Source organism: Streptomyces sp. NPDC042336, from assembly GCF_055581985.1.
This window is the reverse complement of the sequence record NZ_JBVJEA010000006.1, coordinates 155,707-182,485: the sequence shown is the minus strand read 5'-3', so window position 1 is coordinate 182,485 and position 26,779 is coordinate 155,707. Positions and strand designations below refer to the sequence as shown.

The 26,779-nt window shown below is 72.8% G+C and carries 14 protein-coding genes; 10 read left to right on the top strand and 4 right to left on the bottom strand.

All coding sequences use genetic code 11. From position 1 onward, the window contains the following. Positions 1-75: 75 nt before the first annotated feature. The 3 genes from ACZ6IM_RS15645 to ACZ6IM_RS15635 all read right to left on the bottom strand — a co-directional run bounded on the left by ACZ6IM_RS15645 (position 76) and on the right by ACZ6IM_RS15635 (position 3,043). Positions 76-1,395 carry a DEAD/DEAH box helicase gene (locus ACZ6IM_RS15645; protein ID WP_469556980.1) on the bottom strand — a complete coding sequence of 440 codons (1,320 nt, stop codon included), beginning with the start codon at positions 1,393-1,395 and terminating at the stop codon, positions 76-78. Between the two features lie 130 nt (positions 1,396-1,525). Continuing rightward, a complete protein-coding gene (locus tag ACZ6IM_RS15640; protein WP_052841331.1) occupies positions 1,526-2,485 on the bottom strand; it encodes an alpha/beta hydrolase family protein in 960 nt (319 codons plus the stop codon). Between the two features lie 123 nt (positions 2,486-2,608). After that, a complete protein-coding gene (locus ACZ6IM_RS15635) occupies positions 2,609-3,043 on the bottom strand; it encodes a PGPGW domain-containing protein (protein ID WP_052841332.1) in 435 nt (144 codons plus the stop codon). A gap of 299 nt (positions 3,044-3,342) precedes the next feature. Between ACZ6IM_RS15635 and ACZ6IM_RS15630 the strand changes: the two genes are divergently transcribed. Together ACZ6IM_RS15630 and ACZ6IM_RS15625 are read left to right on the top strand one after the other, a co-directional pair. After that, positions 3,343-5,208 carry a CocE/NonD family hydrolase gene (locus ACZ6IM_RS15630; RefSeq protein WP_052841333.1) on the top strand — a complete coding sequence of 622 codons (1,866 nt, stop codon included), beginning with the start codon at positions 3,343-3,345 and terminating at the stop codon, positions 5,206-5,208. 38 nt (positions 5,209-5,246) lie between these two features. Further along, a complete protein-coding gene (locus ACZ6IM_RS15625) occupies positions 5,247-5,486 on the top strand; it encodes a DUF5302 domain-containing protein (RefSeq protein ID WP_052841334.1) in 240 nt (79 codons plus the stop codon). Positions 5,487-5,568: 82 nt separating this feature from the next. Here the strand turns inward: ACZ6IM_RS15625 and ACZ6IM_RS15620 are convergent, their stop codons facing one another. After that, the gene (locus tag ACZ6IM_RS15620; RefSeq protein ID WP_052841335.1) at positions 5,569-6,516 is read right to left on the bottom strand and encodes a methionyl-tRNA formyltransferase; all 948 of its coding nucleotides are present in this window, start codon (positions 6,514-6,516) and stop codon (positions 5,569-5,571) included. A 175-nt stretch (positions 6,517-6,691) separates the two neighbouring features. On the opposite strand from ACZ6IM_RS15620, the gene ACZ6IM_RS15615 reads away from it, so the two are divergent. The 8 genes from ACZ6IM_RS15615 to ACZ6IM_RS15580 all read left to right on the top strand — a co-directional run bounded on the left by ACZ6IM_RS15615 (position 6,692) and on the right by ACZ6IM_RS15580 (position 26,777). Then, positions 6,692-8,047 (top strand): lysine N(6)-hydroxylase/L-ornithine N(5)-oxygenase family protein, encoded by a 1,356-nt coding sequence (locus tag ACZ6IM_RS15615; RefSeq protein ID WP_052841336.1) that lies wholly within the window; start codon positions 6,692-6,694, stop codon positions 8,045-8,047. A gap of 11 nt (positions 8,048-8,058) precedes the next feature. Then, on the top strand, positions 8,059-9,123 hold the full coding sequence (locus ACZ6IM_RS15610) for a FecCD family ABC transporter permease (RefSeq protein WP_052841409.1): 1,065 nt from the start codon (positions 8,059-8,061) through the stop codon (positions 9,121-9,123). Continuing rightward, positions 9,120-10,226, top strand: a complete 1,107-nt coding sequence (locus ACZ6IM_RS15605) for a FecCD family ABC transporter permease (RefSeq protein ID WP_469556977.1) — start codon at positions 9,120-9,122, stop codon at positions 10,224-10,226. The genes ACZ6IM_RS15610 and ACZ6IM_RS15605 overlap by 4 nt, the downstream gene beginning before the upstream one ends. A 38-nt stretch (positions 10,227-10,264) precedes the next feature. Further along, positions 10,265-11,128 (top strand): ABC transporter ATP-binding protein, encoded by an 864-nt coding sequence (locus ACZ6IM_RS15600; RefSeq protein ID WP_469556975.1) that lies wholly within the window; start codon positions 10,265-10,267, stop codon positions 11,126-11,128. An 87-nt stretch (positions 11,129-11,215) separates the two neighbouring features. Beyond that, positions 11,216-12,274: an iron-siderophore ABC transporter substrate-binding protein gene (locus ACZ6IM_RS15595; RefSeq protein WP_469556973.1), complete on the top strand. Its 1,059-nt coding sequence runs from the start codon at positions 11,216-11,218 to the stop codon at positions 12,272-12,274. Beyond that, a complete protein-coding gene (locus ACZ6IM_RS15590) occupies positions 12,271-14,064 on the top strand; it encodes an ABC transporter ATP-binding protein (RefSeq protein ID WP_469556971.1) in 1,794 nt (597 codons plus the stop codon). Before ACZ6IM_RS15595 ends, ACZ6IM_RS15590 begins: the two co-directional genes overlap by 4 nt. Positions 14,065-14,125: 61 nt before the next feature. After that, positions 14,126-25,090 carry a non-ribosomal peptide synthetase gene (locus ACZ6IM_RS15585; protein ID WP_469556969.1) on the top strand — a complete coding sequence of 3,655 codons (10,965 nt, stop codon included), beginning with the start codon at positions 14,126-14,128 and terminating at the stop codon, positions 25,088-25,090. Next, a complete protein-coding gene (locus ACZ6IM_RS15580; RefSeq protein WP_469556967.1) occupies positions 25,077-26,777 on the top strand; it encodes an ABC transporter ATP-binding protein in 1,701 nt (566 codons plus the stop codon). The genes ACZ6IM_RS15585 and ACZ6IM_RS15580 overlap by 14 nt, the downstream gene beginning before the upstream one ends. The last annotated feature ends 2 nt before the right edge of the window (positions 26,778-26,779 follow it).

The following is a 26,779-nucleotide window of genomic DNA, read 5'->3' as shown; positions in this document are numbered from 1 at the left end:
CCATACTTTGTCATCACTGTGTGCAAAGTTCTCGGCGTCAAGTCACCGTTCCGGACGGCCCGTTCGTCCGCGGGGTCAGCGGCCCCTGCGCACCCGGGCCGCCGCGCGCGCCTCCGCGGCCTTGCGCGCCTCGACGGCCTTGCGGGACCCCTTGGCGGCGCGGCCCGGGCGGGTGCCCATCCCGCGGAAGGGGGCGTTGCCGCCCTCCTGGGCCGGTGGGGCCGGCGGGCGCTTCGCGCCGGTGAGGTCGGTCAGCTTCTGCTCGCCCGAGCGCACCGGGGTCACCGTCGGCCGGATCCCGGCCTCGGACATCATCCGGTTCACCTCGCGCCGCTGGTCGGGCGTGACGAGCGTGACCACGCTCCCGGCCCGTCCGGCCCGCGCGGTACGCCCGCCGCGGTGCAGGTAGTCCTTGGCGTCGGCCGGCGGATCGACGTTGACGACGAGGTCGAGCGCCTCGACGTGGATGCCCCGCGCCGCGACGTTGGTGGCCACCAGCACGGTGACCTCGCCCTCCACGAACCGGGCGAGGGTGTGCGTGCGCTGCGGCTGCGACTTCCCGCTGTGCAGGGCGGCGGCGGTCACACCGGCGGCCCGCAGGTGCCGGGTGAACCGGTCCACCCCCGCCTTGGTGTCCAGGAACATCAGCACCCGGCCGTCGCGGGCGGCGATCTCGGTGGCGGTCGCGTACTTGTCGGCGGGGTGGATGGTCAGCACGTGGTGCTCCATCGTGGTCACCGAGGCCGACGCCGGGTCGACCGACGCGAGAACCGGGTCGTGGAGGTGGTCCCGCACCAGCTGGTCGACGTCGCCGTCGAGCGTGGCCGAGAACAGGAGCCGCTGCCCGTCGGCGGGCACCTGTTCCAGGAGGCCGGTGACCTGTGGCAGGAAGCCCATGTCGCACATCTGGTCCGCCTCGTCCAGCACCGTGATCCGCACCTGGTTCAGGTGGCAGTCCCGGCGGGAGACCAGGTCGGCCAGACGGCCCGGCGTGGCGACGACCACTTCGGCGCCGTCGCGCAGCGCCTGGGTCTGCCGGTTCATCGACAGCCCGCCGACGACCGTGGTCAGGCGGACGTCCAGCGCCCGCGCGTACGGCGCCAGCGCGTCGCTCACCTGCTGGGCCAGTTCCCGGGTCGACACCAGGACCAGGGCCAGCGGCCGCTTCGACTCCGCGCGCCGGCCGGAGGTCCGGGCGAGCAGGGCGAGCCCGAAGGCCAGCGTCTTGCCGGAGCCGGTCCGCGCCCGGCCGAGGACGTCGCGCCCGGCCAGTGCGTCGGGCAGGGTCGCCGCCTGGATCGGGAACGGCCGCGTCACCCCGAGGGCGGTCATCGTCTCCACCAGCACGGGCGGCAGCCCGAGGCCGTCGAAGGAGGCGGTCGGCTTCGCGTTCATGGGGGACCTTTCTGATCAGGCGCCCGGAACGCGAGCGGGCCCGTACCCCTCGGTACGGACCCGGGCGCCTCAAAGCGTGACGCCATTTTACCAGCGGACCCGCCCGCGCCCCGCGCCCGCTCGGGCGGGCCTACTTGGACTCGACCTGTCCGAGCGGGTCCGGCCCCGCCGCCAGACCGTCGCGCGCCCGCTGCCAGGCGGTGTCCCCCGGATACAGCGCGGAGCGCAGGTAGGCCCAGGTGAGCCGTTGCACGGCGGCCACCCGTCCGGGGTCCTCGTCGGTGGTCTCCGCGACGTCGTATCCGGCCACCCCGCCGAGCCCGTGTTCCGCGCCGAACAGGGTCAGCAGGGACTTGGGGCCGGGGGAGAGGGAGTAGGGGTCGGCATGCCACGCGGGCCCGGACACCGTCAGGTGGGCGGAGTCGTCCTTGTCGCCGGCGACGACGAGCGCGGGCGTGGTCATGCGGGAGAAGTCCGTGGTCAGGAAGAAGGGCATGTTCTCGGCGGCGGACGCGCTGAGGGCGTCGCCGCCCCGGCCGGGCGCGGCCAGCAGCACGCCCGCCTTGACGCGGGGCTCGGCCAGGTCCACCTCCGTGCCGTCGTCCGGATCGGTGAGCCGGGCGCCGAGCAGCAGGCTCGCGGTGTGCCCGCCCATCGAGTGCCCGGCGACCGCGACCCTGTCGCGGTCCAGTCGGCCGGAGAGCTGCGGTACGGCCTCCTCCAGGACGTCGAGTCCGTCGAGGACACGCGTCATGTCCTCGGCGCGCGACCGCCAGAACAGGGGTGCTCCCGGGGTCCCGGGATCCAGCGCCAGTGTCCGCGAGCTGAGGTGGGTCGGCTGGATCACGACGAAGCCGTGCGCGGCCCAGTAGTGGGCGAGTGGGGCGTAGCCGTTGAGGGAGGAGAGGTGGTTCGAGTAGCCCTGGCCGTGCGAGAGCAGGACGACCGGCAGGCCGGTCCCCGTCACCGGCGCGGAGACCCGCACCTGGAGGTCCACCGGCCGCCCCGGGGCCGGCAGCACGACCGGGGCGACGGAGAGGACGGGAGCGGGCGGGGAGACGAAGCCGGTCGGGTGGGACTGTGCGCTCATGATGCGTGGGTCCGTTCGATGGGTCGACGGCGGAGACGGCGAGGCCGTACGGGAGGGGGTGCGTCGGCGCGAGAAAAGCGGGACGCTGTCCCGGTTAAATATACGGAACGCCGTCCCGTTTAGTCAACGCGTACGTCCCGGAGCCGGTGGTGAGCCGTGACGCGCCGCCCGGACACGGCGGTGGCTCCACCCGAGCAGGGCGAACAGCACGAAGCCGGAGACGATCAGGCTCGCCCCGGTGGCCCATCCGGAGTACGGCAGCTCGGGCACGAGGCCCCACGCGACGCCGGCGGCGAGGAGGAACAGCCCCACGAGCACGGAACCGGCGATCCGCCATCGGGAGGAGACGCTCTCCTCGGCGGCCCGCATCGCCCGGACGCGCACCGGGGCGACGAACCGGTCCAGCGCCGGAACGGCGCGCGCCAGCAGCACCACCCCGGCGAAGACGAGCAGCAGTCCCGGCCCGGGCAGCACCAGCAGCGCGACGCCGATCAGCAGCAGAACGGCACCGAGGACACCCACGGCGGTGCGCCGGATCGAATCGACACCCCGCGCCATGGCGCCCCACTCTCCTGCGGTCGGCAAGGAATCCGGTTCCGTCGGCGTGCCCCAGCCTAGGCAGGGATCGGGGCGCGGGCGATTCAAGGAGCGGACACGGACGCGGAGCCGTGCGCACGGCCGGTGCGGACCAGGGTGCCGTGTCCGGCGGGCCCAGCCGGAGACGGGTGTCCGTTCGGGTCCGCCAACGCCCGATGTGGCAGGGGAAGTTGCGATTCGGCCCCATCGACGTGCGGGGACTTCGCTGCTAGACCTGCACCACCCGTACCACCTGCACCCCGCCTTCCAAGGAGGAGCATGTGAGACCCCGTCGCGCGGTCGTCCGGACCGCATCGGCACTCGTCGCCGCCCTCGCCCTGACCGTCGGCCTGGGCGGCCCCGCCGTCGCGGCGCACGAGGCGGAGGCCGGTCCGCCCGCCACCGGGACCGGCCCCGTCACGCACGAGGAGAACGACCGCGTCCCTCAGGGCTCGGTCTGGACCCAGCACTACTTCCCGTCCTCCGACCGCTCGGGCACCCGGCTGCACGCCGACGTCCTGCTGCCCGAGGGGCTGAAGCGGAAGGAGAAGGTGCCGGTCATCCTGTCGATCGGCCCCTACTTCGCCCACGCGGGCCAGACCGGCCCCGAGGGCTGGACCCGCTCCGGACCCTCCGCCCGCTTCCAGGACTTCATCGAGGGTGCCGACCTGTTCGACCAGGGGTACGCCTTCGTCATGGTGGACCTGCGCGGCTTCGGCGGCTCCACCGGCTGTCTGGACTGGGGCGGACCCGGCGAACAGGCCGACGTCAGGGCCGCGATCGACTGGGCCGCGAAGCAGCCCTGGTCCACCGGCGCGGTCGGCATGTACGGCAAGTCGTACGACGCCGTCACGGGCCTCATCGGCAACAACCTGGACCAGCGCGCGCTCAAGGCCGTCGTCGCCCAGGAACCACTGTGGGACATGTACCCGTACATCTACTCCAACGGGGTGCCGCGTCCGAACGTGACGGGCACCGCCGACGCGTACAACTCCATCGCCTCGATGCCGCCGATGGCGGACGACGACCCCCGCTACCAGGCCGCCGCCCGCTACGAGGAGAGCCACCCGGAGTGCCTGACGCAGAACTCGGCCGGATACCGGATATCCGACCGGCGGGACGAGCACTGGACCTCCCGTGACCTGGCGAGGATGGCCAGGGGCAGCGACACCCCGCTCTTCGTCACGCAGGGCTTCGTCGAGAACAACACCAAGCCCGAGGAGATGGAGGAGTACCTCGACAACCACCGCGGCCCCGAGCGCGGCTGGCTCGGCCAGTGGGACCACGTGCGCGGCGGCGACCGCGTCGAGGACGGACGCCTGGCCATGGGGCGTGAGGGCTGGTACGACGAGACCCTCGCCTTCTACGACCAGTACCTGAAGGGCACCAGGCCGACGGTGCGTTACCCGGCCTACGCCGTCGAGGACTCCACCGGTGCCTGGCGGGCCCAGCGCACCTGGCCCGTGACCGAGCGGTCGGTCGCTCTCGCGCTGGGCGGCGGCTCCTATGTGGACGACGGCGGCGTGTCCGCCCGCGCGGCCCTGACCGCGTCCGGCAGCCCGGCGCCGAAGGCCCCGCCGCAGCCGACGGGCAGGTGGGACATGGAGAACGCGCCCGCGACCGAGCAGCCCGCCCCGGCCGGTCTGGCCGCGGAACTGGCGAAGCGCCAGCGTGCCGGTGAGGCCGCCTCCAGCTTCTTCGTCTGGTCGAAGCAGTTGAAGAAGGACACGCGCGTCACCGGGACCCCGCGGATCTCCCTGACGGCCCGCGGTGAGGGCAACGTCATGCTCAAGCTGTACGACGTCGCCCCGGACGGCACCGCCGTCATGTTCGACGAGCAGGTCTCCCTGGTGAAGCCCGGCCGGATGAGCGTCGACCTCAAGGCGACCGACTGGACCCTGGCCGCCGGGCACGTCCTGGCCGTGGAGATCGGTTCCGTCCAGACCGGCTCCTGGCGCGACACGCCCTCCGGCGAGACCATCGAGGTCAGGGGAGCCAGGCTCGACCTGGCCCTGGACGACCCGGCCGACGACATCGCCACCCAGGGGGACCGGTCGCCGTTCCTGGACACGTACCTGCGCCAGTACACGGTGAGCCTGCCGGCGGGCCCGGGCACATTCTCGGTGGTTCCGGGCGGCCGGTCGTGACAAGCTGTGCTCCTGTTGTCCGAGCCCAGGAGGTCGTCATGACTGAAGAGTCTTCATCGCAAGCAGGTTCGGAGCCGGCGGAGGACGAGCGCACCGCCCTGACACCCGACGCCGACGGTCAGTACGACCTGAAGGACAAGTTCCGCCAGGCGCTGGAGCGCAAGCGCGGCAAGCAGGCGGAGGCCGCGGCCCTCGCCGCCGGCGCCGACGTGGCGAAGATCCGGGGCACCCACGGCCCCGCCGCCAGTCAGCGCTCGTTCCGGCGCAAGAGCGGCTGAGGCCGCGCACGACCGTCCCGCGCAGGGCCCGACCGTGGCAGCACGGTCGGGCCCTGCCCGTTGCGGACGGCCGGCAGGGGGCTCAGGGACGGGACGTCAGGTAGCCGCCCATGGAGGTGAAGTACTCCGTCGCGGCCAACTCCCGTCCGTCCTCGGTGCGTACGCGCGTGACGGCGAGGCCGTGATTGCGGCCCCGGCGTGCGTCGGCTCCGGCGACGATCACCACGCCCTCACCCTCGCGGTAGAAGATCCGGCCGGGCGTACCGCCGTAGCGGCCCTCGGAGACCACCGCGGCGAGGATCTCCAGCCGCTTGCCCCGGTGGAAGGTGAAGGCGCTGGGGTACGGCTCGGACTGGGCCCGCACCAGACGCTCCAGGTCCTCGGCCGGCCAGCTCCAGTCGATGCGGATGTCCTCGGCGGACCGCTTGTGGAAGAAGCTCGCCCGGGAACGGTCCTGCTTGGTGAACTCCGTCTGCCCGGCCGCGATGAGTCCGAGGGCGCCGATGGTGACCGGGGCGATGAGGTCGACGGTCTTGTGGAACAGGTCCGTGGCGGTGTCCGCCGGTCCGACCGGCACCGCCTCCTGCCGGACGATGTCACCGGCGTCCAGCTCGTCGTTCATCATGTGCGCGGTGACGCCCACTTCCGTCTCGCCGTTGATCAGCGCCCAGATCAGCGGGGAGAACCCGGCGTACTTCGGCAGCAGTGAGTCGTGCACGTTGAGCGTGCCGTGCCGCGGGAGGCCGAAGATGCGCGGGGGGATCCAGGTCCGCCAGTTGTTGGCCACGATGATGTCCGGATCGGCGTCCTGGAGGCGCTCGAACAACTCGTCGTCGTCCGGGCGGTTGCGGATCAGTACCGGGACGCCGTGCTCCTCGGCGAGGTCGGCGACGGAGTCGCTCCAGATCTTCTCGTACGCGTGCTCGCTCTTGGGATGGGTCACCACCAGGACCACGTCGTGTTCGGAGTCCAGCAGGGCTCGCAGGGTGCGGTGCCCCCAGGTCTGGTAGCCGAACATGACGACCCGCATGGGGTTCCTCCTCAAGGCAGGGACTGATCCGGGCAGTTAAGCAAGGCTTACCTTAGTCTGCAACACCCATGTGAGGCAGCACAGTTGGCGTGAATCGACTCCCCGCGGGCCCTATCGACAGCCGTATCTCATTAGCTTAGGCTCACCTAAGTTTCTGGCGCACGAGGGGAGTGACATGTCACAGGTTCTTCCTGCTGGCTCAACGCTGGTCCACGACCTCATCGGTATCGGCTTCGGACCGTCCAATGTCGCCATGGCGATCGCGATCCGCGAACACAACGCACGGGCCGGCGGGCAGGAGGCGCTCGACGCCCGCTTCTTCGAGCAGCAACCGCGCTTCGGCTGGCACCGCGGCATGCTGATCGACGACGCGACCATGCAGGTGTCCTTCCTCAAGGACCTGGTGACCCTGCGGAACCCGGCCAGCGAGTACAGCTTCCTCTGCTACCTGCAGAGCAAGGGACGGCTGATCGACTTCATCAACCACAAAAGCCTGTTCCCGCTGCGGGTCGAGTTCCACGACTACTTCGAGTGGGCCGCGGCCAAGGTCGACGACATGGTCTCCTACGGCCACGAGGTCGTCGGTGTCGCACCCGTCGTGCGGAACGGAGTCGTGGACCACCTGGAGGTGACGGTCCGCTCGGGGGAGGGGCTGGAACTCCACCGGGCGCGCAACCTCGTCGTCGGCACCGGACTGCGCCCCCTCGTGCCGGAGGGCGTGGAGCGCGGCGACCGTGTCTGGCACAACTCCGAACTGCTGGCCAGGGTCGATGCGTTGGAGGGCACGTCGCCCTCCCGGTTCATCGTCGTCGGCGCCGGGCAGAGTGCCGCCGAGAACGTCGCCTACCTGCACCGCCGCTTCCCCGCGGCCGAGGTCTGCGCGGTCTTCGCCCGCTACGGCTACAGCCCCGCCGACGACAGCGCGTTCGCGAACCGGATCTTCGACCCGTCGGCCGTCGACGACTACTTCACCGCGCCCGGCAGCGTCAAACGACGGCTGATGGACTACCACGGCAACACCAACTACTCCGTGGTGGACATCGAGCTGATCGACGACCTGTACCGGCAGACGTACCGGGAGAAGGTCCTGGGCACCGAGCGGCTGCGCTTCCTCAACGTGTCCCGGATCTCCGACGTCAAGGAGACGCCGGACCGGGTGCGCGCCACCGTGACGTCCCTGGTCACCGGCGAGGAGAGCCTCCTGGACGCGGACGTCGTGGTCTTCGCCACCGGGTACGGACCGGCCGACCCCCTCGGCCTGCTCGGCGAGGTCGCGGACCGCTGCCTGCGCGACGACGAGGGACGGGTGCGCGTCGAGCGCGACTACCGCGTCGCCACCGACCCGGCCCTGCGCTGCGGCATCTACCTCCAGGGCGGCACGGAGCACTCGCACGGCATCACGTCGTCGCTGCTGTCCAACACCGCCGTCCGGGTCGGCGAGATCCTCGAATCGCTCCTCGACCGGGGCGCCGAGTCCGCCTCCGACGAGACCCGTACGGTCGCCGACGGAACCGGCACCGGCGCGCGTTAGTGTACGTCGCCATGACCACGACTGCGGCCCAGCGCCCCGCGTCCGCGCCCGGGAGCCCAACGGACGCCCGGCGGCGCCGGGTTGCCGGTCTGGGTGTGCTCGCGGCGCTCCTCGTGGTGGTGGCGGCGGCCTCGCTGGCCGTCGGCGCGCGTGCGCTCAGTCCCGCCGAGGTCTGGCACGGGCTGTTCGCGGCGCCCGAGTCCGACCAGCGGCTCACCGAGATCAGGCTCATCGTGCGGACCGTGCGGGTGCCCCGTACGGTGCTCGCCGTGGTGGCCGGCATCGCGCTGGGCGTCGGAGGGGCACTGATCCAGGGGTACACCCGCAATCCCATCGCCGACACGGGGCTGCTGGGGGTCAACTCCGGCGCCTCGTTCGCCGTGGTGTCGGGGATCGCCGCCTTCGGTCTCACCAGCCCGTTCCAGTACGTCTGGTTCGGCTTCCTGGGCGCGGCGGTCGCCGGTGTCGTCGTGTTCGGGCTGTCGAGCATCGGCCGGGGGGCGGGCAACCCCCTGACGCTCGCGCTGGCCGGGCAGGGGGTCACGGTGTTCCTCGCGGCGATGACCACGGCGGTCGCGCTGACGGACAAGGCCTCGCTGAACGCCCTGCGGTTCTGGAACGCGGGCTCGCTGACCGGTGTCGGCTTCGACGTCATCTGGCCCGTGTCCGCCTTCGTCGCCGCCGGGCTGCTGCTGGCGTTGACCACGCTGCCCTCCGTCAACCTGCTCAACCTGGGCGACGACGTCGCACGCGGGCTCGGGGTGAACATCGCGCTGACCCGCACGGTCGGCATCGTCGCCATCACCCTGCTCGCCGGGGCGGCGACGGCGGCCTGCGGCCCCATCGCGTTCCTCGGGCTCATGGTGGCGCACGTGGCCCGGTACCTGTCCGGCCCGGACTACCGCTGGCTGGTGCCCTGCGCCGGTCTGCTCGGCGCCGTGGTGCTGCTGGTCTGCGACATCGTGGGGCGCCTGGTCGTACGGCCGGGGGAACTGGACGCCGGGGTCGTCGTCTCGCTCCTCGGCGCACCGTTCTTCGCCGTCCTGGTGTGGCGCGGGAAGTTCAAGAACGCGTGAACGGGGCGGACGTGAAGGCGAACGGGGCGGACGCGGAAGTGGACGCGAAGGAGGACGTACGGGCTTCGGTGGCGCCGGGGGTGCGGTTCGGCGGTGTGTCCTTCGTGTGGCGGCCCTGGGTCGCCGGTGTCAGCCTGCTCCTGGCGGTGGCGGTCTTCCTGGTGTTCTGCCTGTCCATCGCCGTCGGGGACTTCCCCGTCGGCCTGACCCGGGTCATGGCCACGGTCCTCGGCGGGGGCGAGCAGGTCGACCGGTTCGTGATCATGGATCTGCGGATGCCGCGCGCCCTCGCCGGACTCGTCGTGGGCGTCGCGCTCGGGGTCTGCGGCGCCCTCACCCAGTCGATCGCCCGCAATCCGCTGGCCAGTCCGGACGTCCTCGGCATCACCAGCGGCGCCGGCGCGGTCGCGGTGTTCCTGGTGACCGTGTCGGGCGGCGCCGCCACGGCCGTGGCCGACTCCGTGGGCCTGTCGGCGGCGGCGCTCGCGGGCGGTCTCGGCACGGGGCTGCTGGTGTACTTCCTGGCGTGGCGGCGCGGGATCGACGGCTTCCGGCTCATCCTCATCGGCATCTCGGTGAACGCCGTGATGCAGGCGATCACGACCTGGCTGCTGGTCACCGCCGACATCCGGGACGTGGCCCGGGCCCAGGCATGGCTGGTCGGCTCGCTGGACAACCGGTCGTGGGGCGAGGTGCACATCGCGCTGTGGTGCACGCTCGTCCTGCTGGCCGTCGTGGCCTGCGTCGCCTTCCAGTTCAAGCCGCTGCACTTCGGCGACGAGGTCGCCGCCGGGCTCGGCGTCCGGTACGGGGCGGTGCGCGCGGTGCTGCTGCTGTGCGCGGTGCTGCTGGCCGGCGTGGCGGTGAGCGCGGCGGGACCGGTGCCGTTCGTCGCGCTGGTGGCGCCGCAGGTGGCGATGCGGCTGGCCAGGTGCCCGACGCCGCCGCTGGTGGCCTCCGGCCTGGTGGGGGCGCTGCTGCTGACCGGTTCCGACCTGGTCGCGCGCACCGCGCTGCCCGTCTCGCTGCCGGTCGGAGTGGTCACCGCCGCCGTCGGCGGGCCCTTCCTCGTCTATCTGCTGGTGCGGGCGAACCGCAGATAGCTGGTACAAAGTAAGGCGAGCCTAATCGAGGGGGCCTTGTGGTCGTTCAGTCCATCACCGGGACCGATACGGAAGTTGACGCCGCCTCACGGCTGGCGGCCCGGGGCGTCACCGTCGGGTACGGGGCCCGGTCCGTCATCGACGGTCTCGACGTGGCGATCCCGCCCGGGGTGATCACCACCATCATCGGGCCGAACGGCTGCGGCAAGTCGACCCTGCTGCGCACCCTGTCCCGGCTGCTCAGGCCGACCGGCGGCACGGTCGTGCTGGACGGCGAGGACATCGCCTCGCTCAGGACCCGCGACGTGGCGAAGAAGCTCGGCCTGCTGCCCCAGGCACCGGTGGCCCCCGAGGGGCTGACGGTGTCCGACCTGGTCGCCCGGGGCCGTCACCCGCACCAGAGCTGGCTGCGGCAGTGGTCCTCGGACGACGCCGACGTCGTACGGCGGGCGCTGACCATGACCGGGGTCTCGGATCTCGCGGACCGTCCCGTCGACTCGCTCTCCGGCGGACAGCGCCAGCGCGTGTGGATCTCGATGACCCTGGCCCAGGGCACCGACCTGCTGCTGCTGGACGAGCCCACCACCTACCTGGACCTCGCGCACGCGGTCGACGTGCTCGACCTGGTGGACGACCTGCACGAGTCGGGGCGCACCGTGGTCATGGTGCTGCACGACCTCAACCTGGCCACGCGCTACAGCGACAACCTGGTCGTCATGCGGGAGGGCGCGATCCTGGCGCAGGGGCACCCTCGCGACGTGATCACCGCGGACCTGCTGCACGAGGCGTTCGGACTGCGCGCCAAGGTGATCGACGACCCGGTCGGTGACCGCCCCCTCATCGTGCCGATCGGGCGCACCCACGCCGAACTCCACTCGTCGGAACCGGAGTTGTCCCGGTGAGGGTAGGCTAACCTCACTCGGGCGCGGTAAGGTTTGCTGCCCTCAGAGGGGACGCAGTGGACGGCGCGACAGCAAAGGGATCTCCGGATGCTCCTCAGAACGACGCGTAAGCAGCCCTGGCAACGACTCGCGGCGGCCCTGTCCGCCGCCGCGCTCGGCGCCGGACTCCTCGCGGGATGCGGTTCCGGCTCGGACGACTCGGCGGACGAGACCGGCGGCGACACCCCGGCCGCCGCCGGTGCCTTCCCGGTCACCGTGGAGCACGCGTTCGGAACGACGAAGATCGACAAGGCTCCCGAGCGGGTCGTCACCGTCGGCTACACCGACGACCAGGGCGTCCTGGCCTTCGGCATCAAGCCCGTCGGCATGGTCGACCAGTACCCGAACCCGGCCGGGCAGAGCCCCGACATCAACACCCAGTGGCCCTGGGTGAAGGACAAGTGGGGGGACGCCGAGCCCGAGGTCGTCATGAAGAACGGTGACACGGGTCCCAACTACGAGAAGATCGCCGCCCTGCGCCCGGACCTGATTGTCGCGGTCTACTCCGAGATCGACCAGGCCGCCTACGACAAGCTGTCCAAGATCGCGCCCACGGTGGGCCGCACCAAGGGCGAGAAGGAGCCGTTCAGCGCTCCGTGGCAGGACAACGCGCTGCACATCGCCAAGGCGCTCGGCAAGGCCGAGGAGGGCGAGAAGATGGTCGCCGGCATCCAGGGGAAGCTGGACGCGGCCAAGCAGGCCCATCCCGAGTTCGCGGACCGGACCGCGGTGGTGCTCTCCTGGTACAAGGACTCGGTGGCACCGTTCACCTCCACCGACGTGCGCGGGCGGCTGGTGACGGGGATCGGCTTCAAGTACCAGACCGAGATCGACAAGGTCGCCGGCGGCGACTTCTACACCACGCTCTCGCCCGAGCGCGTCGACATGGTCGACGTGGACCGCGTCTTCGTCATCAACGACAAGGCGGACCAGGACGCGTTGAAGAAGTTCGAGCTGTTCACCAACCTGGACGCCGTCAAGAACGGCAAGGTCTCCTACCTCCTGGACAGCGAGGGCCCGGCGGTCGGTGCGGCCATCTCCCAGGGCACCCTGCTGTCCATGCCGTACGCCGTCGACGAGCTCGTCAAGGCGGCCGGGCAGGGGTGAGCGTCACCGACATCCGCGTCCCGCCGTCGGTCCTGCGTACGGCGACCGGGCGCGAGGCCGGCCGATGGGTCGCGGTCCACTGCCGCGAGGCGCCCTGGCTGACGGCCGCCACGGTGCTCAGCACGGTGGCCGGAGCGGCCCTACAGGTGCTCCCCGTGCTGCTGCTGGGCCGTGTGGTCGACGCGGTCGCCGGGGGTGAGTCGCAGTCCGTCCTGGTCGTGATCGGGGTCCTGATGGTCGCCGCGGCGCTGCTCGGCGCGGCGGCGACGGCGGTGTCGACCTACCTGATCGGGCGGCTGGGCGCCGACCTGCTAGCCCGGCTGCGGGAGGGCGCCGTCCGCGCCGTCCTGGCGATGCCCAGCGCGCGCGTCGAAGAGGTGGGCCGCGGCGACGTGTTGTCCCGGGTCGGCGACGACGTCGCCGTGATCTCCAAGGGCATCCGCACGGCCGTGCCCACGGTGTTCTCGGCAGGTGTCCTCGTCGCCATCGCCACGGCCGGCATGTTCGGCCTGGACTGGCGGCTCGGACTTGCGGGCGCCGGCGCGCTGCCCGCCTACGCGCTGGCCCTGCGCTGGTACCTGCCGAGGTCCGCCCCGCTGTACCGCAAGCAGCGGGTGGCCCAGGCCGACCGGGCACAGGCCCTGATCAGCGGCCTGAACGGCATCGACACCGTCCGGGCCTACCGGCTCGAGGACGCCTTCCGCGAGCGGGTCACCCGCGAGTCGTGGCGGGTGCGCGACCTCGGCATCGAGGTGTTCCGGTTCTTCGGCCGGTTCGTCGGCCGGGAGAACCGCGCCGAGTTCATCGGGCTGACGCTCATCATCGTGGTGGGCTACGCGCTGCTGGAGGCGGACGCGGCCACGCTGGGCGAGGTGTCGGCGGCCCCGCTGCTCTTCCACCGGCTGTTCACCCCGCTGGGCGCCATCATGTTCACCTTCGACGAGGCGCAGAAGTCGGGCGCGAGCCTGACCCGTCTGGTCGGCGTGCTGGGGGAGGACGCCGCGGACCGGCTGGTGGGCGACGAGTCCGTCGGCGCGGCGGCCGGGCCGTACCCGGTGACGGTGCGCGGGCTGACGTTCACCTACCCGGGTGCCGAGGAACCGGTCCTCAGGGACGTCGACCTGACCATCCCGGCGGGTGGCTCGCTCGCCCTCGTGGGGGCGACGGGCGCCGGCAAGACGACCCTGGCCGCGCTGGTCGCGGGCATCGGGACGCCGCAGGCGGGGTCGGTGCGGGTCGGGCCGACCGACCTGGCCGCACTGGACGAGGCCGGGGCACGGGCCCTGGTGAGCATCCTGACCCAGGAGACCCACGTCTTCTCCGGGCCGCTCGCCGACGACCTGCGGCTGGCCGCGCCGCGGGCGACCGACGCCGAACTGCTGGACGCCCTGCGCACCGTGGGCGCCGGTCAGTGGGTGGACGCGCTGCCCGACGGGCTGGACACGCTCGTGGGTGAGGGCGGTGAGCGACTGGACGCGACCAAGGCCGCCCAGATCGCGCTGGCCCGGCTGGTGCTCCGGCGGGCGCCGGTGGTGGTCCTCGACGAGTCGACCGCGGAGGCGGGCAGCGAGGGCGCCGCCGAGCTGGAACGGGCGGTGCTGGCCGCGTGCGCGGGCCGCACCACGCTGTTCGTGGCGCACCGCCTGACCCAGGCGACGGCGGCGGACCGGATCGCCGTCCTGGACGCCGGACGGGTCGTAGAGGAGGGCACGCACGCGGAGTTGGTGGCTCTGGGCGGCCGTTACGCACGGCTGTGGCGGGCCTGGCGCGAGGGAGGCCAGGCAGAGTAGTTAGGCATGCCTAAGTTAGGTTAGCCTGCCTTCATTCCTTGGAAGGGGCGTTGAGTCTTCGATGATGGAACCGACCGCTTCTCTCGTACGGCTTTCTCCCAGGCACCTGACCGGCATACGCCGGCGCACCGGAGACTTCTCCGACCGGGCCGTCGCCGAGGCGTGCGCCGTCTCACTGGCGTACTGGGCCTCGGGCCGCGGCCCCGCCGGACTCGACCTCACCGCGAGCACCCTGTTCACCGACGTGCTCGGCTGGACCGACAACGGCGGTACGGCGCCCGCGGGGTGGGCCGTCGGCGCGGACGGCCGGACCATCGGCCTCCCGGAGGGCGTCGTACCGGAGGACGCTCAGCTCGCGCTCGACGACCTCGCCGACTTCCCGGACCGCCCGCTCGGCACCATCGGCCCCGCCGGCCCGGCGGAGCGGCTGGAGCTCCTCGCCCGGTGGAACGACACCGACGCCGACCGGGACCGCCCCACCCTGGTGGAGATGTTCCGCGCACAGGCGCGCGCCAGGCCGGACGCCGTGGCCGTCGTCGACGGACACCGCACCCTGACCTACCGCCAGACCGCCGAGCTGTCCGCCCAGTTGGCCCATCACCTGATCGCCCGCGGACTCACCGCCGAAGACGTCGTCGGGGTCTCCCTGGAACGCTCCGCCGAAATGGTGATCGGACTGCTCGGAGTGCTCCAGGCGGGCGGCGCGTTCGTCCCGCTCGACCCGCACTGGCCCGCCGGACGCCGGGCCGTCGTCATCGAGGACGCGGGCGTCGTCGTACAGCTCAACTCCTCGGGCGGGCACGCCCGGGGGGAACCGGAAGCCGTGGCCGTCGACCTCGGCGACTGGCGGCTGGGCGCCCATCCCACCGAGGGGACCGGGATCACACCCCCCGGCGACGCCCTGGCCTACGTCATCTTCACCTCGGGTTCGACCGGGCGGCCCAAGGGCGCCATGATCCGGCACGAGGCGATCAGCGAGCGCCTGCTGTGGCAGATCCACGAGATCCTGGGTTTCGGACCCGACGACGCCTCCCTGTTCAAGGCGCCGCTGTCCTTCGACATCTCCATCAACGAGATCTTCCTGCCCCTCGTCAGCGGCGGCAGACTGGTGGTCCTGCGCCCCGGTGGCGAACGCGACCCGCACCACCTGCTGAGCGTGATCGCCGAACAGCGCGTCACCTTCACCTACCTCGTCTCGTCCATGCTGGACGTGCTGCTGGAGATGACGGGCGACTCCGGGAGCCTCGACAGCCTCCGGCACGTCTGGTGCGGCGGCGAGGTGCTCACGCCCGAACTGTACGAGCGCTTCCGCACCCGGCTCGACATCCCCCTGTACCACGGCTACGGCCCCGCCGAGACGACCATCGGAGTCTCGCACGTCGTCTACCGGGGAGCGGCCGAGCGCCTGTCGACGTCGATCGGCCGGGCCAACCCCAACACCCGGCTGTACGTCCTGGACGACGAACTGCGCCCGGTCCCGGTCGGCGTCGGCGGCGAACTGTACGCGGGAGGGCTGCTGCTGGGGCGCGGCTATGTGAACGCACCGGGCCTGACGGCCTCCCGGTTCGTGGCGAACCCCTTCGCCGACGACGGCTCCCGGCTGTACCGGACCGGCGACCTCGCCCGCTTCGCCCCCGACGGCACGCTCGACTTCCTCGGCCGCGCGGACAACCAGATCAAGATCCGCGGCATGCGCCTGGAGATCGAGGACGTCGAGATCGGCCTCGCCGAGCACCCCCACGTGCGCCACACCTGCGTCGTCGCGAAGAAGAACACGGCGGGCGGCACCTACCTGGTGGGATACGTCATCCCGGCCACCGGATACGAGGACCTGCGCGCGGACGACGTCAAGGCGTGGGCCGGCGAGCACATGGTGGAGTACATGGTGCCCGCCCACGTCGTGGTGATGAACGAGTTCCCGCTCACCGCGAACGGCAAGCTCGACCGGAACGCGCTGCCCGAACCCGTGATCACCACGGCCTCCCTCGTCCCGCCCGGCACCGACGAGGAACGGACGGTGTGCGGGGCGGTCGCGGCCCTGCTCCAGCTGGACCAGGTGGGGGTCGACCAGGACTTCTTCCGGCTCGGCGGCGACAGCATCCTGGCCATCTCGCTGCTGAGCGCGTTGCGCGACGCCGGACTCCACGTCACCGCCCGGCAGATCTTCACCCACAGCACGCTGGGAGCGCTGGCGGCGGTGGCGAGCCGCGAGGGCACCACGGCAGTGGACCACCGCGACGTGGCGACCGGAACGGTCGTCGGATCGCCGGTCGTGCAGTGGCTCGGCGAGACCACGGACGCGATCGACGGCTTCGTCCAGTCGGTCGTGCTCAACACCCCGGCGGACCTCACCGGCGACGCCCTCGACGCGATCCTCGCCGCGGTCGTGCGCCGGCACCCCATGCTCCGGGCCAGGCTGGTGCGCGGTGAGCGCTGGAGCTTCGACATCCCGGAGGCGGAACCGGTCCCGGCCGAGGCCCTCTGGCGGGAGAGCGGCCGGCCACTGGAGGAGTGCCTCGCCCTCGCCACCGGGGAACTGGACCCGACGGGCGGGGCGATGCTGCGCGCCGTGTGGCGCCGCGAGGCACGGCAGCTCGCCGTCGTCGTCCACCACGTGGTGATCGACGGTGTGTCCTGGCGGGTGCTGATGGACGACCTGGCCACGGCATGGCGGCAGTTCACCTCGGGCACACCGCTCGAACTCCCGGCGGAGGGGACCTCGTTCCGGCGCTGGACCCAGCTGCTGGAACGCGCCGCGTTCGACGCGGACAGCGCCTGCTTCCGCCGCCCCCTGCCGGGACCCGACGAGCCGCTGGGCAGACGCGCGCTGTCCGACGACGACACCGTGGCGCACGAGCGGACCCGGACCGTCGCGGTCGGCGCGCGGACCACCGCCGCGCTCCTCGGCGAGACCCCCGCGAAGTTCCACGCGGGTGTCAACGACGTACTGGTGACCGCGCTCGCCGTCGCCCTCGCCCGCCGCCGCCGCGACCTCGGCCAGGACCAGACCTTCGCGCACATCGAACTCGAAGGCCACGGCCGCGAGTCCCGGTTCGTCGCCCCGACCGCCGGTTTCGAGCCGGAACTCTCCCGGACCGTCGGCTGGTTCACCACCCTCTTCCCGGTGACCGTCGACCCCGGCACGGCCCCGGACCCCACCGCACCCGGGTACCTGGCCGCCGCGCTCAAGGCGGTCAAGGAAGACCTCGCGCGCGTTCCGGACAACGGCGTCTCCTACGGTGCCCTGCGCCATCTGGCCCACGTCGACTTCGACGCGCCCGCACCGCAGGTGCTCTTCAACTACCTGGGCCGCTTCGACGCGGGCTCGTCCGGCGACTGGCAACTCGCCCGCACCACCGGTCAGCTGGGCGAGCGGCGCGACCCGCGGATGCGGCTGCCCCGCGCCCTGGAGTTCAACGCGATCGCCGAACCCGGTCCCAAGGGAGCCCACGAGCTGGTCACCGCCATCTCCTGGCCCGACGGCATGTTCACCGACGCGGACATCAGCACCCTCGGCGCCTACTACCAGGAGGCGCTCACGGGTCTCGCCGCGCTGGACGAGGGCGGCCACTCACCCAGCGACTTCCGCCCGCTGCCGCTCACCCAGGCCGACGTAGACGCGCTGGACGGCCCGGCGCTGCGGGACATCCTTCCGCTGACCCCGCTGCAGGAGGGCCTGTACTTCCACTCGGTCTACGACGACGAGGCCACCGGCAGCTACGTGGAGCAGCAACTGCTCACGCTGGAGGGCGAGGTGGACCCGGAGCGGCTGGCGACGGCGGCCACCCGCCTGCTCACCCTCCACCCGAACCTCGCCGCGCGCTTCGTGGCCCTGGCCGACGGCCGTGTGGTCTGCGTGCTGGAGAGCGGCGTCGAGGCGCCCTTCACCACCCTGGACCGGCCCGGCATCACCGACGAAGAGATCCGTGCCCACGCCGAGCGGGACCGCCGCGCCGGATTCGACCTGGCCACCGGCCCACTGATGCGGTACACACTCATCCGCGCGGGGGCCGGCCGGCACGTCCTGGTGCAGACGGTGCACCACATCGTCGCCGACGGCTGGTCGGTGCCGCCCATGCTGCGCACCCTGCTGGCCGAATACCACGCGCCGGGCTCAGCACACGTGCTCGGCGGATTCCCCGAGCACGTGCGCCACCTGGCCGCGCTCGACGACGCCGTGAGCGACCGGGTGTGGGACGAGCAACTGGCCGGACTCCCCGGCCCGTCGCTGATCGCCGAGGGACACCCGCCCTCGGCACACTTCGCCGACATCGCCATGACGGCGGACACCGACGTCGACGCGGCCGCCCGGTCGGCCGGCGTACCGCTGAGCGTCGCCGTGCACAGCGCCTGGGCCCTGACCCTGGGCGGCATCCTGCACAGCGACGACGTAGTGTTCGGCTCCACGGTCTCCGGCCGCGACGCGGACGTGCCCGGCATCGAGGGCATGGTGGGCCTGCTCATCAACACCGTCCCCCTGCGCGCCCGCTGGGCCGGCGGCACGACCGCGCGCGAACTGCTCGCCTCCGTCCGGGCACACCAGAGCGCGGTACTGCCGCACCAGCACGTCTCACTGGCCCGGATCGCCCGCCGGGCCGGCGCGGGCGCGCTCTTCGACACCCTGGTGGTGTTCGACGTGGCGACCGACGTGGACGCACTGCGGCGGCCCGGCGACACCCTCGCCGTCACCGGCATCGTCAACGAGGGCGCCCCGCACTACCCGCTGACGCTGGTGGTGGAACGCACGCCGGACGGCCGCCCGCGCTTCAGCCTGATCCACGACGCCGAGCTGCTGGAGGAGAGCGGCGTCCGCGAGATCCTGCGCACCTTCACCCGGAACCTCACCGCTCTGCTCACCCGGCCGGACGCCCGGGTCGCCGACCTGGCATCCGAGGATTCCGGGCGCGCCGAGCCGGTCGCCCCGACCACCCTGGGTGAACTGTTCGACACCGCGGCCCGCCGCGCCCCGGCCGCCACCGCCGTCACCCAGTGCGCCCTCGACGGCTCCGTCCGGTGCCTGACGTACGGCGAACTCGCCGCGGCCAAGGACGAGTTGGCGGCGGCCCTGTGCGCGGCCGGGGTCCGTCCCGGCCGGCGGGTCGCCGTCGCCGTGCCGCCCTCCGTCGAGCAGGTCGTCGCGCTGATCGCCGTCGTCGCCGCGGGCGGGGCCTACGTACCGCTGGACCTGGCGTACCCGGACGACCGCCTGGAGTACGTCCTCGCCGACTCCGCCCCCCAGGTCGTCGTGGTGGACCCGGACCGGCGCGACCGGTTCACGAGGCTGCTGGACCGCGCGGGCGTGCCGGCCCGCGTGCTCGTACCGGGGGAGGACCACCCGCCCACCGCGGCGGAGCCCGGACCCGGTGCCGGCTGGAACGACCCCGCGTACGTCATCTACACCTCCGGATCGACCGGGCGGCCCAAGGGTGTCGTCGTCCCGCACTCCAGTGTCGTGACGCTGCTCGCCAACACCCGGCCCCTGATGGGCTTCGGCCCGGACGACGTGTGGGTCCAGTTCCACTCCTTCTCCTTCGACTTCGCGGTCTGGGAGCTGTGGGGCGCGCTCGCGCACGGCGGTGAACTCCTGGTGCCGGAGTACGGGCTGACCCGTTCCCCGGTCGACTTCCACCGGATGGTCCGCGAGCGCGGGGTGACCGTGCTCAACCAGACCCCGTCGGCGTTCCACCGGTTCGCCGAGGCCGACCGGCACGCGGGCGGACCACTGCCCGCACTGCGCCGGGTGATCTTCGGCGGCGAGGCGCTGGACCTCGGGCGGCTGCGCGGCTGGGTCGAGCGGCACGGCACCGAATCGCCCGAACTGGTCAACATGTACGGCATCACCGAGACCACCGTCCACGTCACCCACCGGGTGCTGACCGCCGCCGACTTCGCCGCCGGGGAGGCCGCCACCAGCCCCATCGGCGGCCCGGTCCCGGGCCTGGTGACCCACCTCCTCGACGACCGGCTCCGTCCGGTGCCGCCAGGCCGGGTGGGCGCCATCTACGTCGCCGGCGACCAGGTGTCGCTCGGCTACCTGGGCAGGCCGGGGCTCACCGCGGGCAGGTTCGTGGCCGACCCGTTCCGGGCGGACGGCTCCCGCATGTACCACACCGGCGACCTCGCCCGCCGCACGCTCCACGGCGAGCTGGAGTTCGTGGGCCGCGCCGACGACCAGGTACAGCTGAAGGGGTTCCGCATCGAGCTGGGCGAGGTGGAGGCCGCGATCCGGGACCTCGACGGCGTGGCCGACGCCGCCGTCACGGTCGCCGACAGCGAGGACCACCTGGTCGCGCACGTCGTGGGCCGGGTGCCCGCGGACCTCACCGCGCTGCTGTCGGCGAAGCTGCCCGCGCACATGGTGCCGGGCCGGGTGCTGCCCGTCGACGCCCTGCCGCTGACGGTCAACGGGAAGCTCGACCGCAGGGCGCTGACCGAGCGCGCGGCACTGACGCCGCCCACGAGCAACGGTGCGTGGGACGGCGGTGCCACGGACGGCGGCGCGCCGGCCCACGGCAATGCCTCCGCCTCCGCCCTCGCGTCGCTCGTCGACATCTTCGCCGCGGCCTTGCCCGGCTGCGCCCCGGACGCCGACACGGACTTCTTCGCCGCAGGAGGCGACAGCATCGTCGCCATCACGGTGATCAACCGGGCCAGGGCGCTCGGCCTGCCGATGACGCCGCGCGACGTGTTCCTGCTCCGGACGCCCCGCGCGCTCGCCGAGCACCTGGGCACCCGCACCCCGCGGTCCGAGGCGTCCGCGTCGGCCCGCCAGGAGGACGGCCCGCTTCCGCCCACGCCGATCATCCTGCGCCGGCGTGAACTGGGCGGATCGCTCGCCCGGTTCGCCCAGGCCAGGACCCTGACGGCGCCCGAAGGCACCGGCTTCGCCGACGCGGAGCGTGCCGCGCGTGCCGTGGTCGCCACGCACCCGGCGCTGCGGCTGCGGTTGCGCGTCGACCACGGGGCGTGGTCCCTGCGCACCGAACCCGTCGGCGAGGTCACCGTGGTCCGCGGAACCGGGACCGACGCGGCGGGCGCCGCCGACCGGGCGGCCGACCGTCTCGACCCGGAGAACGGCGACGTCGTCGCCTTCACGTGGCTGGAGGCGACCCGGACGCTGGTGGTCGCCGTGCACCACCTCGCCGTAGACGCCGTGTCCTGGCTGATCCTGCTGGACGACCTGGCCGACGCGATGCGCGGTGCGGACCCGGCACCGCAGACCACGCCCTACGCCGAGTACGCCCGAGCACTGACCCACCGGTCCGGTGAGGAGACCGACGGCCTCGCCCACTGGATCACCACCCTCCAGGCCCCCACCCCGCTGCCCGCCGCGGTGAACCCGCGCGAGCGGACCGTCGTACTCGCCCCCGGCGTGAGCGACCGCGTCACGCGTACCGCACCGGTCGCGCTGGGTCTCGGTCTCACCGAGCTGCTGTGCGGGGCGTTGCGCGCCGCGCTGACCCGCGTCCAGCCGACGCCCACCGACCTGGCGGTCGAACTGGAGCGGCACGGCAGGGTCCCGGCCCTCGACGGGCACGACTACACCCGCACCGTCGGCTGGTTCACCGCCATCGCGCCCGTACGGCTCACCGCGCACACCGACCCCGTCGCCGCGGCACGCGAGGTCGCCGAACGCCGGCCGGACGAGCGCGCCCACGTCGCCTACGGCGCCCTCAGGTACCTCAACCCGCAGACCGCCCCGCTGCTCACCGCCCGACCGCAGGTCCTCCTCAACTACCTCGGCCGGGGCGGCGAGTCCGACGCTCCGCGCCTCACGGACACAGACGAGGGCGCCACCCCGTACGCGGTCGAGGTGAACGCGTGGACCGACGCGGCCACCGGCAGCCTGCACGCCGCCTTCACCCTGGCCGAGGGCGTCCCCGACGAGATCACCGGGCACTGGCGCCGCGCGCTGGAACGGATCGCGGAGGCCGCCGCGACGGCCGAGCGCACGGCACCGGTCAGCCCCCTCCAGCGGGGCCTGTACTTCCAGGCCCAGCTGACCGGCCCGGCCGGACACTACGTCGCCCAGAGCTACTTCACCTTCGAACGGCGCCTGGACGCCGACGCGTTGTCCCGGGCGATGGAGCACGTGCTCGCACGGCACCCGGCCGTCGGCGCCGGCTTCACCACGGACGAGGACGGGAACCCGGTCCAGGTCCTCGCCGCGGGCCGCCGGGTCGGGGTCCGCACCGTCGAGGCGGGGACGGACGCGGACGTCGACGCCCTGCGCCTGGGGGACCGGGAGCGGGGATTCGACCCCGGCGAGCCGCCGCTGATCCGGCTGACCGTGGTGCGGCTGCCCGACGACCGCGACGGCCTGCTGCTCAGCTACCACCTGCTGCTGTGGGACGGCTGGTCGCGGGAGATCGTGCTGCGCGACCTGTTCGACGCCTACCGTGCCGTCCTGGAGGGGGCGCCCCTCGACGCCGTGCCGGCCACGCCCGGCTTCGAGGACCACACCCGGGCCCTCGCCGCCAAGGACCCGGCCCCGTCGGAACGCTTCTGGGCGCGCCACCTGGCCGGACTGTCCGGACCGACCCTGCTCGCCGGACCGGCGCCCGCCCTCTGCGACGACCTGCCCCGCGCACTCGTGCACACGCTGACCGCCGAACGGTCGGACGCGCTCAGGTCGGCGGCCAGGACCTACGGCGTCACGCTGAACTCGGTGCTGACCGGCGCCTTCGGCCTCTTCCTCGGCGCCCGCACCGGCCGCGCCGACGCCGTCTTCGGCGTGACCGTCTCCGGCCGGGAGGGCGAAGGGCTGGCCGACGTCGTCGGCGTGCTGCTCAACACCGTGCCCATGTGGACGCGGGCCCGGCCGCACGACACGGTCCGCGCCTATCTGACGGCGGTGCAGGCGGCCAGGGTCGACGCCATGGAGCACGAGCACCTCGGGCTCGGCGAGATCCAGCGGGCCGGCGGTCACGACACGCTGTTCGACAACCTGTTCGTGCTCCAGAACTTCCTGGACCCGGACGCCTTCGCCGAGATGAACGCCCGGCACGGCATCACGTCGGTGCGGGCCGACGACTCCACCCACTACCCGTTCACCTGGGTGGTCACCCCCGGCGACCGGCTCACCGTCAAACTGGAGTACCGCGACCACGACACCGCGGGCGCCCGGCGCCTCCTCGACGACTACCTGCGCGTGCTCGACGACCTCGCCGGGCGCACCGGGTCCGCGGAGCCGGTCGGGGCCCTCCCCGGCCTGGTCCCCGCACCCGAACCCGCCGCACGCACCGACATCGGCACGGACACCGTCGTGGACCGCTTCGACCGCGCCGCCGACCGGGACCCGCGAGGGACGGCACTCGTCGCCCACGGCTCCACCATGACCTTCGCCCAGCTGCGGGACCGCAGCCGGGCGGTGGCGGGCGTGCTGGCCCGGCGCGGCGTCGGACCCGAGACGATGGTGGGCCTCGCCCTCCCGCGCTCCCTCGACTCGATCGTGGCCCTCTTCGCCGTCCTGCGCACCGGCGCCGCCTACGTACCGCTGGAGCTGGACCACCCGGACGAGCGGATCGCCGCGATCGTCGCGGACGCCCGCCCCGAGGTCGTGCTCACCGTGAGCGCGGTCGCGCACCGGCTCACCGGGGAGGTCGACCTGGTCGAGCTGGACCGGCCGTTGCCCGAGGCCGAGCCGCTCACGACGTTCGCGCCGGACGACCCGGACCGGCTGCGGCACCCCGCGTACACGATCTACACCTCCGGCTCGACCGGCCGGCCCAAGGGGGTGGTGACCGAGTACGCCGGACTCACCAACATGCTGGTCAACCACCAGCGCCGGATCTTCGAACCGGTCCTGGCGCGGCACGGCCACCGGACCTTCCGCGTCGCCCACACCGTGTCGTTCGCCTTCGACATGTCGTGGGAAGAGCTGCTGTGGCTCGCCGACGGCCACGAAGTGCACATCTGCGACGAGGAGTTGCGCCGCGACGCGCCCCGGCTGGTCGCGTACTGCCTGGAGCACGGGATCGACGTCGTCAACGTCACCCCGACCTACGCGCAGCAACTGGTCGCCGAGGGTCTGCTCGACGACCCGGCCCGCCGGCCCGCGCTGGTGCTGCTCGGCGGCGAGGCCGTCACCCCGGCGCTGTGGCGGCGGCTCGCCGAGACCGAGGGGACCGTCGGCTACAACCTGTACGGACCCACCGAGTACACCATCAACACCCTCGGAGTCGGCACCTTCGAATGCCCGGACCCGGTGGTGGGCGTGGCGATCGACAACACCGACGTGTACGTGCTGGACCCGTGGCTGCGCCCCCTGCCCGACGGCGTCCCCGGCGAGCTGTACGTCACGGGCACCGGTATCGCGCGCGGCTACCTCGGGCAGCCCGCCCAGACCGCGCACCGCTTCGTCGCCTGCCCGTTCGGCGCCCCCGGCGAGCGCATGTACCGCACCGGCGACCTGGTGGTGCGGCGGCCCGACGGGAACCTGACGTACCTCGGCCGCACCGACCAGCAGGTCAAGATCCGCGGCCACCGGGTCGAACCCGGCGAGGTCGAGGCCGTGTTCGCCGCCCACCCGGCGGTGCGGTTCGCCGCCGCTGTCGCCCAGCCCGACCCGCAGGTCGACGGCGCCCACCGGCTGGCGGCCTACCTCGTGCTGGACGGCGCCGACCTGGCCGAGGTCGCCGCCGAAGTGGGCGCCGGGCTGCCGGACTTCCTGCGCCCCACCCACTACGCCCGGGTCGACGCCATCCCGCTGACCGTGAACGGGAAGGCCGACACCAAGGCGCTCCCGGAGGCCAAGCCGCTGGGTGCGCTGACCACGGCGGGGGAGCGCGCACCGGAGACGGAGACCGAGACGACGGTGTGCGAACTCTTCGCCGAGGCACTGGACCTGGACGACGACGAGGTGAGCGCCGTGAGCGACTTCATGGCCCTCGGCGGGCACTCCATGCTGGCGGTGCGGCTGACCGGACTGCTTCGCCGGGAGTACGGTCCAGTGATCACCATCCGCGATCTGTTCACCCTGCGAACCCCGGAAGCGATTGCCCGCCACCTCGATGACGACTCCTGACACACAGCGGCCCCGCGCGGGGTCCGACATCCTCCGTAGCGCCCTGCGGCGCAACGTCGGCGCGATGGCCTGGGGCACCCTCCTCATGGGCCTCTACCAGGCCGGTGAGACGGCCTTCCCCATCGCGCTCGGCCTGATCGTCGAACACACGATGCGGGACCGGAGCCTCGACGCGCTCGGCGTCTCCGTCGCAGCGCTGGCCGTCATCATCACGACCGTGTCCCTGTCCTGGCGGTTTGGGATGCGGATCCTGCAGAAGGCCAACACGACCGAGGCGCACCGCTGGCGGGTCCGGGTCGCGGGCTGCGGGCTCCAGCCGGTGGCCAGGGACGCCGACCTCAAGTCCGGCGAGGTGCTGACCATCGCCACCGAGGACGCCGACCAGACCGCCGACATCATCGAGGTGGTGCCGCTGCTGATCAGCTCGCTGGTGGCGGTGCTGATCGCGGCCCTCGCGCTGGGGCTGGCCGACCTCCGGCTCGGGCTGCTGGTCGTCGTGGGAACCGTCGCGATCCTGTCCGTCCTGAGCGTGATGTCCAGACGCATCGGCTCCAGCACCCGTGAGCAGCAGGCCCGGGTGGCGCGGGCGGGCGCCAAGGTCGCCGACCTCATCATCGGCCTGCGCCCGCTGCACGGCTTCGGCGGCAACCACGCGGCGTTCCGCTCCTACCGCGAGGTCAGTGCGGAGGCGAGGCGGCAGTCCGTCACCGTCGCCCGGGTGAGCGGTGTCTACGCGGGCACCGCACTGGCCCTCAACGCGGTGCTCGCCGCCGCCGTGACCCTCACCGCGGGCTGGCTGGCCTTCCGGGGCCGGATCACCATCGGCGAGCTGGTCATGGCCGTGGGCCTCGCGCAGTTCATCATGGAACCGCTGAAGCTGTTCTCGGAGATGCCGAAGTACGTGATGATCGCGCGTGCCTCGGCCGAGCGGATGGCGCTCGTCCTCACCGCACCGCCGGTGACGACACCGGGGGCACAGCGACCGGCCCGGGGCGGTGACCTGGAGGTCGACTGCGTCCGGCACGGGGCGCTGCGCAAGGTGCGGTTCCGGGTCCGGGCCGGCGAGTTCGTGGCCGTCGCCGCGTACGATCCGCGCGCGGCGGCCGACCTCGCGGCGGTCCTCGCGCTGAACGTGCCGCCCGACGGGTACGAGGGGACGGTGCGGGTCGGCGGACGGGACCTCGCGGACCTGTCGGTCGAGGGGATCCGCGAGCACCTGCTGGTCAACCCGTACGACGGCGAGATCTTCGCGGGCACCCTGCGCTCCAACATCGACCCGTCGGGCACCAGCGGGACGGTCCCCGAAGCCGTCGAGGCGTCGATGCTGACCGACGTCGTCGCCCTGCACCGCGAAGGGCTCGACCACGCCGTCCGCGACCGGGGTGCCAACCTCTCCGGCGGGCAGCGCCAACGGCTGTCCCTGGCCCGCGCGCTGGCCGCCGACACCGACGTCCTGGTGCTGCGCGATCCGACGACGGCGGTGGACGCGGTGACCGAACAGCTCATCGCGCGGGGCGTCGCCAAGCTGCGCCGGGACCGCACCACCCTCGTGATCACCAGCAGCCCCGCCCTCCTGGACGTCGCCGACCGCGTCCTCGTCCTCGACGACGGCGTCGTCACCGCCGAGGACACACACCGCAACCTCCTCGCCACCGACGAGGCGTACTGCCTGGCGGTGACCAGGTGACC